Consider the following 10,815-nt stretch of genomic DNA (forward strand, 5'->3'; position numbering starts at 1 on the left):
ATCCCGGCAACGCGTTTCCAAACAAAAGCGCAGTTTCCAGCCGGTTTACTTCAACCTGGCGGGAACAGTACCAAAGTCTGCAGGGCTGTTCCGATTGGTCCCTGAGTGTCATACAGGACTGCCTGAGACATACCGACTCCTGTCGGTTGCCAATGAGAAATCGACTCAGAGGCCATCCAGTCCGAAACAGGTTCGCGGTGGATGTTCACTGTCAGATCCGTGTTCATGAATCCCATTTCGGTTGGCTGCGCGTTCCAGGAAATCCCATTGCCGCAATCCGCCAGCGCGCAGAGCGATTGGATAGGAGACTGCATTTCGCCCTGTAACAGTTGCGGAGTACGCATCCAGATCGTCTTTGGACCCGCGCCCTGGTTGCCACCTTTTGGGTAAAGTACGTCGGCAAAATGGGCAAACCCGGGCAAGTCATGGCGTAATTGGTTTAGCGGGAACGGGCCTTCGACAACCGCATTCATGTCCGGATGAGACGTCTGCGGATTTGGAACCGAACCCAGATCCCTGCGCACAACGTGCATTGTGGTCGCAGTGGCGCACAGCGTGTCATCCAGATCGTGCACGGTCACACGGGTCGTAGCCAGCGTTTTGGTATGCCGCGTGGTTTCCGCAGCAACGCGCAATCCAGCCAGCGGCAGTGGCCGCAACAGATCTACCGTCAAGCGGGTCAACATCTTGTCCGGCCCCACTTCGATTTCCGCTGCGCGCACAATCAGCCCGCTGACGGGCCCCGCATGGCAATGGTTGGCCGACCATGGGCCCCGCGCCGGATCATTGCCGACAAAGGCGCCGTCATCGCGCAGCTGAAAATAGGGCATCTTGTTCGGATCGTCCTGCATTGTCGTCGCTTTAGACCTTTTCCTGCGTGTGTTTCTTCAATTCGGCCCGGGCCACCTGCCGGCGATGGACCGCGTCCGGCCCATCGGCCAACCGCAGCGTACGGACATGGGTCCAGGCGTTGGCCAGAGGCATATCCTGACTTATCCCTTGTGCTCCGAACATCTGAACGGCCTCGTCGATCACCTTCAGGGCGACACGCGGTGCGATGACCTTGATCTGGCTGATCCAGGGGGCCGCAGCGCGCGCATCGCCCTGATCCATGTACCAAGCCGCCTTGAGACACAACAGACGCGCCATTTCGATTTCCATCCGACATTCCGCGATGTTGTCGAAATTGGCGCCCAGATGCGCCAGTTTCTTGCCGAATGCCTCACGCTGCAGCGACCGCTTGCACATCTGTTCCAGCGCGATCTCTGCCTGTCCGATAGCTCGCATGCAGTGGTGAATGCGCCCTGGCCCCAGACGGCCCTGCGCGATCTCGAAGCCGCGCCCCTCGCCCAGCAATATATTCTCGGCGGGGACCCGGACATCTGAGAACCGGATATGCATATGCCCATGGGGCGCATCGTCGTGGCCGTAGACTTCCATAGGGCGTAGAACATCGATCCCCGGCGTGTCGGCAGGTACCACGATCATCGACTGACGCTTGTGTTTCGGTTGTTCGTCCCCGGCGGTTCTGACCATCACGATATAGACCTTGCACCGCGGATCACCGGCCCCGGACGCCCACCATTTCTCGCCGTTTAGCACATATTCGCCGCCGTCCCTCACGCAACTCATCGCTATATTGGTCGCATCTGAAGAAGCGACGTCAGGTTCAGTCATCAGGTAGGCCGACCTGATCTGACCGTCGAGCAAAGGGCAAAGCCATTGCTCTTTCATCTTCTCGGTTCCGAAACGTTCGAACACCTCCATGTTGCCGGTATCCGGAGCTGAGCAATTGAAGACCTCGGCGCCTAAGGGTGTCTTGCCCATCTCTTCGGCGAAATAGGCGTATTCGACTGTGGACAGGCCGTATCCTTTATCGCTGTCCGTCAGCCAAAAGTTCCAAAGCCCGGCGGTCTTGGCCTTGGACTTGAGCCCTTCGAGGATCTCGGTCTGCCGCTGAGTGTACTGCCAGCGGTCACCCTTGTTGACCTCGGCCTGGTATTCCTGCTCCAAAGGCATGATCTCTGCACGGATCATATCCGCCACGCGTTGCAGCAAAGCGCGGTTTTCCTCGCGCAGTCCGAATGTCATGGTCATCGCGAAATCCTCCTCGGAGGCCCTTGGTGGGCTTTACCTTTGGCAAAAGGATGGCTTAGCTGCCCGCACACTGTCCAGTTGGGTGACGGAACGTCACTCTGCCCATTTTGAAAAGAAGGAGCCAAAAGATGGCTTTGTTGATTGATGCCGGATTGTCCGACTGGATGAGCGATGCAGACATCGCCCGTGAAATTCGCAAAACGGCCCCCGATCTGGACGTGCGAACGCCCGATACAATTGGCAATGCCGATGAGATCACAATGGTCGCGGTTGTTGGTCTGCGCGACGATCACCTGACGAAGCTTCCCAATCTGAAACTTGTGCAAAAGTTGGGTGCCGGCGTGGAGACTATTCTCGGCAACCCTGCCCTGCCCGACAACATGCGCATCACCCGCCTGAAGCCCGATGCACCGGCGCAAGGCATCGCCGAGTGGTTCCTTGCTTATGTCCTGCGCACCCAACGCCAAATGGCGTTTCATGAAGCCGCTCAAAAGCGGGCTGAATGGGTACCCAAAGCGCCTATATTTTCGCCTGAAACCGTTGTCGGTGTCTTGGGTTTGGGCCACATCGGTGGTCGCACGGCTCGTATGATGCACGCTGTGGGTTTCAAGGTTCTGGGGTGGAGCCGTTCGCCAAAACAGATAGACGGAGTCACGTGTCTCCACGGCTTGGATACCCTGCCGGAAATGTTAGGCGAATGCGATCATGTCTGTGCAATACTGCCTTCGACGCCGGACACGATCGGAATGTTTGACTCTGACATGCTGGCGCGGATGAAACCTGGCAGCCAGCTGCTGAATGCTGGGCGCGGAGATCTGATTGACGAAGGTGCGCTTGTTGCGGCACTGGACATTGGTACCCCGGGTCATGCAGTTCTGGATGTAACCAGTCAGGAGCCCTTACCCTCAAACAGTCCTCTCTGGCTCCATCCGGGCGTCACGATCACGCCCCACGTGTCCGGCTGGTATCTCGGTGATGCTCTGTCAGACGTTGCCCAGAACTTTCAGAACCTGATGGCCGGTGCCCCTTTGCTGCACGAAGTGGACAGGGCGCGCGGGTACTGATCCGGACTCTGGCGCGGTTACGGGGCCAACAACCAGTTACCACTTGCATCCTTACAGCGCCGCGTTCTGATCTCGCGGGACGCATCAGCCCCGGCAGGTTGAACGAAATGCTGCAGAATGACGCAATTGTTCTGCACATTCTGCACTCGGATCGTTCCTTTCGAGCCGGTATCCTCGTTGACCCAGCTACTCTCTTTTCCAACGCTTGGGGTGCCGCTCGAAAGCATAGCGTTCGAAGTCGCGTTTACCACTTCGAAATCTGCCGGGCTCAACCCCATTTCCGCGATGATTCGCGAAAGCGACTTAGCTTGAACCGTACCCGCGGCTGCAAACACCGCCAGTGTCGCCATTGTAATAATGTTCCGGGCCTTCATCTTTGCCTCGCTATTCAGAAATCAATTTGCAACCAAGGATATACCGCGCGACGAGGGGGGCCAAGCCCACCTTCAAATAATCCCGAACAAACCTATCGTGATGCCGATGCTAGGCCCGGCGCCGCGATCCCTCCATAGTGCCCGAAACAGAATTCCGAGGCTATGATGGTACACCCCACTTATTATGCGCCCAGCGGCGGACACCCTGATCAAACCCAGCTTTTGACCGACCGCGCCATGTTTACCGAAGCCTACGCGGTCATCCCCAAAGGCACGATGCGCGACATCGTCACCAGCCTCCTGCCTTTTTGGGAAGGCACACGGCTCTGGGTTCTGTCCCGTCCGCTCAGTGGATTTGCCGAGACTTTTTCCCAGTACATCATGGAAGTTCAGCCCGGCGGTGGCAGCAACACGCCGGAGACCGACCCAAAGGCGCAGGGCGTTATCTTTGTTGTCGAAGGTGTCGTCACGCTGACATTGAACGGCGAAGAGCACATTATGGCAGAGGGCGGGTATGCCTACATCCCGCCGGGCAGTGATTGGACCCTGCGTAACCGTGCCGATGCAGTCACCCGTTTTCATTGGGTCCGAAAGGCCTACGAAGCTGTCCCCGGCCTGTCAGTACCTGACCCCATCATCACAAACGAACGCGATATCGCCCCGACGCCGATGCCGGGTACAGAAGGACGCTGGGCCACCACCCGATTTGCCGATCCGCAGGACCTTCGCCACGACATGCACGTGAACATAGTCACGTTCGAACCCGGCGGTGTGATCCCGTTTGCCGAGACCCACGTGATGGAACATGGCCTTTACGTACTCGAAGGGAAGGCTGTCTACCGTCTCAATCAGGACTGGGTCGAAGTTGAGGCCGGCGATTACATGTGGCTACGCGCCTTCTGCCCGCAGGCGTGCTATGCAGGAGGACCCGAACGATTCCGCTACCTTCTGTACAAGGATGTGAACCGCCACATGCCGCTGTCACTTTCGGGGCGTTAAGGGGTAAATCGCATCAGGGCTTCACAGAAGCGGCTGAATCTGTTGAAATCAGATCAGATTTTCAGCACTGGAGATTTTTGATGCGACTGCGCTTAGCACCTCTGGCTCTGGCAACCGCGATTGGTCTGACAGCCATTGTCGCGGCACCCGTTGTAGCCAAGGAAGAAACCAAAACCGTCAACGTCCTCAGCCGCACTTGGGCGATAACTCAGGTGTCGGACAAACCAGTCGTGTACAGGGCGACGCGTGATAACAACAACCTGAACCCGTTTGGTCCACCGCCGCGCTTGCGCACGGTGCAGGCTATCGCTGCGATTCAGAAAGCAACCGGGTGCAAAGTGATCTTTTCCAGCATGTACCAGAACATTTCCGGCCAGTTTTTCTCGCAAGTCAGCTGCGGTTCATAAGTCTGGTCAACTGGCATTGAGGTCAGCGGTGCAGCCTGCCATAGCTTGCACATGAAACTCGCGATCAACGGATTCGGCCGTATAGGCCGCACGATCCTTCGGCAGGTTCTGGCCTTGCCGCAGGACACGGATATCGAAGTGGTGCTGATCAACGATATCGCGCCGCTGGAGACCTGCGCCTATCTTTTCAAATACGACAGCACCTTTGGCCCCTACCCCGGTGATGTAGTGCAGGGAAACGAGGCGTTGGAGGTCGGCGGGCGCAGCTTTCCAATGACACACATTCAGGATTTGACGCGTGTTGATCTTTCAGATGTTGACGTCCTGTTGGATTGCACTGGAATCGCGCGAACATCGGATGTGGCCAGTCAGGGGCTGACGGCTGGCGCTGGCAAAATCCTGATTTCAGGCCCGTCCCCAGCGGCCGAAGTCACTGTCGTTCTGGGCGCAAACGAAGATAAACTGGGCAATGCACGGATCGTATCAAACGCATCCTGCACCACCAACGGATTGGCTCCGCTGGTCTCGGTTCTGGACCAGATCGGCGGCGTCGCCACCGCCCACATGACGACCATCCATTGCTATACCAACAGCCAACCGATGGTCGACGCACCACGCGGTGATCTGGCCCGTTCGCGGGCCGGTGCACTGTCTATGGTGCCCACGACCTCCAGCGCCACGCATCTGATTGACGAGATCCTGCCCCACCTTGCAGGGCGCATCTCGGGTGCGGCTGTCCGTGTCCCTACAGCCAGCGTTTCGGCGGTGGATCTCGTGGTGACGCTTGAACGCAGTATGGCGCCTGCGGCCTTGCTGTCAGCCCTACGCAAAACCATCGACCAATCACCTGTTCTGGGATGGACCGATCTGCCGCTGGTATCCTCTGATCTGCGCACACGTCCGGAATCCCTTGTCATCGCCGGCCCCGAAACACGCATGGTCGGAGAGAATCAAGTTCGAATCTTTGGGTGGTACGACAATGAGTGGGGCTTCTCTGCTCGCATGCTGGATGTTGCCCGGCTGATGGCCAATAGCTGACCGACCGGGAGAAACCTAGCCTCAGCTCGCAACGACCTCGTAAGGCACATCAAACCAATGTTCCTCCAGATTTGCCCCGTCACCGATCCGATCAACAACCGCAAACAACCCTGGTCCGTGCAGCGGCGTCAGGACACCGTGCCATGTTCCACGATGATAATTCACTGCCTGCCCCGGTTGGGTCACAAAGGCGCGTGGTTGACCCGGCTTCCCTCCGTCATCCGGCGCAACAATGACAAGAAACGCCTGATGCGTCATCGGGATAAAGGCTTGGCTGCCGTCCGGGTGTCGCTCGACCATGTCGAGGTGATAGGGTAGCGCGCGAGGGTTGGCATCGAACAGGCTGATCCCGGCGCGACCATCGCCAAAATCCAGCGTAGCCTGGTCATGGTACCGCCCGCATTGCCCTTGATTGATAATCTTGTCCGGCGCACCAGACACCTCGACAAGATCCCCAAATGGCGCAAATGCTTCCGCGGAAATCAGCTCAATCACGACCCGCCGCGTCATGACGGCAACAAATCTCTCAACCGAAACTCAGCAATACGTTCGACCTGGAGGCAGGCCTCGGCGAATTCCGTCTCGCGACCCTGATCAATCCGTCGTTCAAAGGCTTGCAGGATCGAAGCTTTGTCATGGTCCCGAACGGCGATAATGAAAGGGAAACCAAATTTTTCCACATATTGCGTATTCAGTTTCGTGAACGTCTCTCTTTCGTCATCTGTCAGAGCATCCAGACCGGCCGAAGCCTGCTCGGACGTGCTTTCCTGCGTCAACCGTTTAGCTTGCGCCAACTTGCCGGCAAGGTCGGGGTGTGCGGTCAGTACGCCCAACCGCTCGTCCTCGGACGCAGTGCGGAACATTCGGGTTAGGGCATTGTGAAGCCCGCCGGCAGTATCATGCGCCGGTCCTAACTCAAGGTTGAATGCACGCTCGGCAATCCAGGCCGAATGTTCGAAAACCCCGCCATAGGTAGAAACAAAGGCATCCTTATCCATATGCGATGGCCTTACTCGTGTCGTGGCTGGATGCGTCGTTGCCCAGTGCTGGGCGATTTCCAATCGCGTGGCAAACCAGACGTCGGAGAACCCTTGCGCATAGTCCAGAAAACGCTTCAGAGCCATCACGCGGCCCGGTCGCCCGATCAAACGGCAGTGCAGACCGATAGATAGCATTTTGGGGGCTCCAGCCTCGCCTTCCGCATAAAGCGCATCGAAACTATCTTTCAGATACGCAAAGAACTGGTCACCGGAATTGAACCCCTGAGGCGTGGCAAAGCGCATGTCATTGCAATCCAATGTATATGGAACAATCAGCTGATCCCGCGCGCCGATCCGCATCCAATAGGGTAAATCGTCGGCATAAGTGTCAGCGACGTAGGAGAACCCCCCTTCCTCAGCCACCAGTTGGACCGTGTTTTCCGAACAGCGCCCCGTATACCAACCTCGGGGCCGTTCGCCCACAACCTCGGTATGTAGGCGAACCGCTTCGTCGATCTGGGCGCGCTCTTCCTCTTCGGGCATGTCCTTGTATTCGACCCATTTCAGACCGTGGCTGGCGATCTCCCACCCGGCGGATTTCATCGCGGCCACCTGATCCGGTGAGCGCGCCAAAGCCGTTGCAACACCATAAACGGTGACCGGAAGGTCTTTCATCAGCCGGTGCAACCGCCAGAACCCGGCGCGTGAGCCATATTCATAGATCGATTCCATGTTCCAATGGCGCTGGCCGGGCCATTGCGCCACGCCCACGATTTCAGACAAGAATGCTTCGGATGCGGCATCACCATGAAGAACGCAGTTTTCGCCCCCCTCTTCGTAGTTCAGCACAATCTGAACGGCCAGCTTTGCGCCCCCCGGCCATTGTGCGTCGGGCGGGTTAGCGCCGTATCCGATCATGTCACGAGGATATCGAGGGGGCTGCATGTTGTCTTCCATTCCGGTTTGGGTTTCGACAGCCTTACATTAGAAACACACGTTTGATTATCAAATCAATCCGAACGGTGTTTCCGGTTCTTTCGGCATTTCCTCTGTTTTGATGTTTGTTCCAGACTGTGGCAAACCAAAAAAGCAAATCAAAGGAGATGACCGTGGCAGGCTATCTGACGACCCATGTTCTGGATACGGCGCGCGGCTGTCCGGCCCAGGGGCTGAAAATCGTGCTATATGAGGTGTCCGGAGATTCTCACCGGAAGCTGATAGAGATGGAGACCAACGCTGACGGTCGCACTGACAGCCCGATCTTGCCGCTGGAAGACTTCAAAACCGGCACGTACGAGTTGATCTTCTTTGCCGGGGACTATCTGCGCGCAACCGGTCAGGACGGGGACGATCCACTCTTCCTGGACGAGGTACCGATCCGGTTTGGTATGTCCGACCCTGACGCCCACTATCATGTGCCGCTGCTGTTATCCCCCTATGGGTATTCAACGTATCGCGGCAGCTAACCAGCTTTGGCTTCGACGCTTTTCACAACTTTGCTGATGCGCGAAATCATGAAGTCCATGAACAAACGCACCTTGGGGTCCTGATGGCGGCGGTGGGTGTAGAGGCATGCCATTTGCACTGAAACCGGCGGGGTTTCCGTTGCTACCGCAACAAGTTTTCCTGTTTTCAGATGCTCGGACACCTCGAACATGGGCTTCATCGCTATGCCTTGGCCGGACAAGGCCCAATCGGTCAACACATCCCCATCGTCACATTCAAACCTCCCCGACACAGCGAAACGCTTGGGGCCCTCGGGCGTTTCCAACTGCCACTGAAACTCGGTTGCACCCGGAAAACGCAAATTCAGGCATTCATGCCCAGCCGAGATCAGGTCCGCACCGGTTTCCGGCATCCCATGCTTTTTCACATAATCGGGCGCAGCACAGAGCACTCGCTGGCAATCTGCGATTTTACGGATGCGCAGGGTGCTGTCTTCAGGTTGGCCGATGAAAAACGCCAGATCCAACCCCTCGGTCGTGAGGTCGACAGACCGATCGGTCAACCGCAAGCGTACATCGATTTCGGGGTATTCCGACAGAAAATCAGGCACATGCGGGGCAAGCAATCGACGCCCCACCCCTAGCGGTGCAGCGACAAATAGCGACCCACGCGGTGCTTCGGTCAAGTGTATGACTTTCGCCTCGGCTTCATCCACCGCATCCAGCACCGAAACTGCACCGGGATAGAAAGCCCGGCCCTGTTCCGTCGGGCTCAGGTTTCGAGTCGTGCGCTGAAACAGGCGCACGCCCAGATGATCCTCGAGCTGAGAAATCCGCGCCGACGTCACCGCGGGCGAGATGCGCAGATCCCGACCTGCTGCGGACATGCTGCCCAGATCGTAAACTCTGACGAAGGTGCGGATATTGTCGAGATAGGACATCTTATCGTTTTTTTTGATACAGTTTGACAATATACGGGAATACCGAAGAAAAGCCCGTTTGCCTAGTGTGACGGCAAGCAATCGGAGAGCTTTCTATGTACGACTTCGCCGTGTTCTGGGATTGGATGGCATTTGCCGTGCGTTGGCTGCACGTGATCACAGCTATCGCCTGGATTGGATCATCCTTTTATTTCATCGCGTTGGACCTTGGTTTGAACCGCGACATCCCCGGCCCTGCCGACGGCGAAGAGTGGCAGGTACACGGCGGAGGCTTCTATCACATCCAGAAATACCTGGTGGCCCCTGAGCGGATGCCGGACCATCTGACCTGGTTCAAATGGGAAAGTTATGCCACTTGGCTCAGCGGCGCTGCGTTGCTGATGATCGTCTATTGGGTCGGCGGAGAGCTGTATCTGATCGACGCGCAGAAAGCCGATCTGGCGCTGTGGCAGGGCATTCTGATTTCGGCTGCGTCGTTGACCATCGGCTGGCTGGTTTACGATTTCCTGTGCAAATCCGGTTTGGGTGAGCGCCCGACCATGCTGATGGTGCTGCTATTCGTGCTTCTGGTGATCATGGGCTGGGGCTATAACCAAATATTCACCGGCCGCGCGATGATGCTGCATCTGGGCGCATTCACGGCCACGATAATGACGGCAAATGTGTTCTTCATCATCATGCCGAACCAGCGCATCGTTGTGGATGACCTCAAGGCCGGGCGCACGCCCGATCCAAAATACGGCAAGATCGCCAAGCTGCGCTCGACCCACAACAACTATCTGACCTTACCGGTCGTGTTCCTGATGCTGTCGAACCACTACCCGCTGGCTTTTGCGACCGAATTCAACTGGATTATCGCGGCGCTTGTATTCCTGATGGGCGTGACCATCCGCCACTATTTCAACACGCGCCACGCCCGTGCAGGCAACCCGACCTGGACCTGGCTGGTCACTGCCCTGCTGTTCATTGCTATCATGTGGTTGTCGACTGCCCCAATGTACAAGCCCTTGGAAGAGGCCGAGCTTCAGCCCCTTACACCTTACGAACAGAAATTTGCGGCCGCGGACGGGTTTGAAGAAGCACATGACATTGTCTTGGGCCGCTGCTCCATGTGCCACGCGCGCGAACCGGTTTGGGAAGGAATTCTCTGGGCGCCCAAGGGCGTTCTGCTGGAAACCAAAGGCGATATCGCCCGCAACGCCAAGCAAATCTACCTTCAGGCAGGCGTCACGCACGCCATGCCACCTGCAAATGTGACCTATATGGAACCAGAGGACCGCGAAGCCATCATTCGCTGGGTCCAGGGTGTCGGCCTGTAAAACCGGACCCAGCGGATCACATAGCAGACAAATCACTTTGCTCTGACCGATAAGTACTTCCCCTGAATGCCAACAGATGTTCTAAGATGAATGAAACACGCCGCTACCAAGTTCATTGCGGCAAAAAAGATTTCGACTTGGGGCAGTTGGG

At 57.1% G+C, this 10,815-nt stretch carries 12 protein-coding genes; 6 read left to right on the top strand and 6 right to left on the bottom strand.

What is annotated here, in order from left to right; genetic code table 11:
* Positions 1-50 precede the first annotated feature (50 nt).
* A complete protein-coding gene (locus AC2TCY_RS12125) occupies positions 51-851 on the bottom strand; it encodes a thioesterase family protein (protein WP_480847711.1) in 801 nt (266 codons plus the stop codon).
* A 10-nt stretch (positions 852-861) separates the two neighbouring features.
* Positions 862-2,097: an acyl-CoA dehydrogenase family protein gene (locus tag AC2TCY_RS12130; RefSeq protein WP_480847712.1), complete on the bottom strand. Its 1,236-nt coding sequence runs from the start codon at positions 2,095-2,097 to the stop codon at positions 862-864.
* Between the two features lie 128 nt (positions 2,098-2,225).
* Between AC2TCY_RS12130 and AC2TCY_RS12135 the strand changes: the two genes are divergently transcribed.
* The gene (locus tag AC2TCY_RS12135; protein WP_480847713.1) at positions 2,226-3,161 is read left to right on the top strand and encodes a 2-hydroxyacid dehydrogenase; all 936 of its coding nucleotides are present in this window, start codon (positions 2,226-2,228) and stop codon (positions 3,159-3,161) included.
* Positions 3,162-3,178: 17 nt separating this feature from the next.
* On the opposite strand, the gene AC2TCY_RS12140 is transcribed toward AC2TCY_RS12135, so the two are convergent.
* On the bottom strand, positions 3,179-3,535 hold the full coding sequence (locus AC2TCY_RS12140; RefSeq protein ID WP_480847714.1) for a hypothetical protein: 357 nt from the start codon (positions 3,533-3,535) through the stop codon (positions 3,179-3,181).
* 165 nt (positions 3,536-3,700) lie between these two features.
* Here AC2TCY_RS12140 and AC2TCY_RS12145 point away from each other — a divergent pair, with 165 nt between their 5' ends.
* The 3 genes from AC2TCY_RS12145 to AC2TCY_RS12155 all read left to right on the top strand — a co-directional run bounded on the left by AC2TCY_RS12145 (position 3,701) and on the right by AC2TCY_RS12155 (position 5,979).
* Positions 3,701-4,534, top strand: a complete 834-nt coding sequence (locus AC2TCY_RS12145; RefSeq protein ID WP_480847715.1) for a bifunctional allantoicase/(S)-ureidoglycine aminohydrolase — start codon at positions 3,701-3,703, stop codon at positions 4,532-4,534.
* 80 nt (positions 4,535-4,614) lie between these two features.
* A complete protein-coding gene (locus AC2TCY_RS12150) occupies positions 4,615-4,941 on the top strand; it encodes a hypothetical protein (protein ID WP_480847716.1) in 327 nt (108 codons plus the stop codon).
* Positions 4,942-4,992: 51 nt separating this feature from the next.
* Positions 4,993-5,979 (top strand): type I glyceraldehyde-3-phosphate dehydrogenase, encoded by a 987-nt coding sequence (locus tag AC2TCY_RS12155; RefSeq protein ID WP_480847717.1) that lies wholly within the window; start codon positions 4,993-4,995, stop codon positions 5,977-5,979.
* 21 nt (positions 5,980-6,000) lie between these two features.
* On the opposite strand, the gene AC2TCY_RS12160 is transcribed toward AC2TCY_RS12155, so the two are convergent.
* Both AC2TCY_RS12160 and puuE read right to left on the bottom strand, forming a co-directional pair.
* Positions 6,001-6,489 carry an ureidoglycolate lyase gene (locus tag AC2TCY_RS12160; RefSeq protein WP_480847718.1) on the bottom strand — a complete coding sequence of 163 codons (489 nt, stop codon included), beginning with the start codon at positions 6,487-6,489 and terminating at the stop codon, positions 6,001-6,003.
* Positions 6,486-7,904, bottom strand: coding sequence for an allantoinase PuuE (puuE, locus tag AC2TCY_RS12165; protein ID WP_480847719.1), 1,419 nt, complete (start codon positions 7,902-7,904; stop codon positions 6,486-6,488). The genes AC2TCY_RS12160 and puuE overlap by 4 nt, the downstream gene beginning before the upstream one ends.
* Before the next feature lie 164 nt (positions 7,905-8,068).
* On the opposite strand from puuE, the gene uraH reads away from it, so the two are divergent.
* Positions 8,069-8,425, top strand: coding sequence for a hydroxyisourate hydrolase (uraH, locus tag AC2TCY_RS12170; RefSeq protein ID WP_480847720.1), 357 nt, complete (start codon positions 8,069-8,071; stop codon positions 8,423-8,425).
* On the opposite strand, the gene AC2TCY_RS12175 is transcribed toward uraH, so the two are convergent.
* Positions 8,422-9,345, bottom strand: coding sequence for a LysR family transcriptional regulator (locus AC2TCY_RS12175; RefSeq protein ID WP_480847721.1), 924 nt, complete (start codon positions 9,343-9,345; stop codon positions 8,422-8,424). The two genes, uraH and AC2TCY_RS12175, sit on opposite strands and share 4 nt — an antisense overlap.
* 95 nt (positions 9,346-9,440) lie before the next feature.
* Between AC2TCY_RS12175 and AC2TCY_RS12180 the strand changes: the two genes are divergently transcribed.
* Positions 9,441-10,664: a urate hydroxylase PuuD gene (locus tag AC2TCY_RS12180; protein WP_480847722.1), complete on the top strand. Its 1,224-nt coding sequence runs from the start codon at positions 9,441-9,443 to the stop codon at positions 10,662-10,664.
* Positions 10,665-10,815 lie beyond the last annotated feature (151 nt).

The organism is Ruegeria sp. HKCCD7181 (assembly GCF_057221055.1).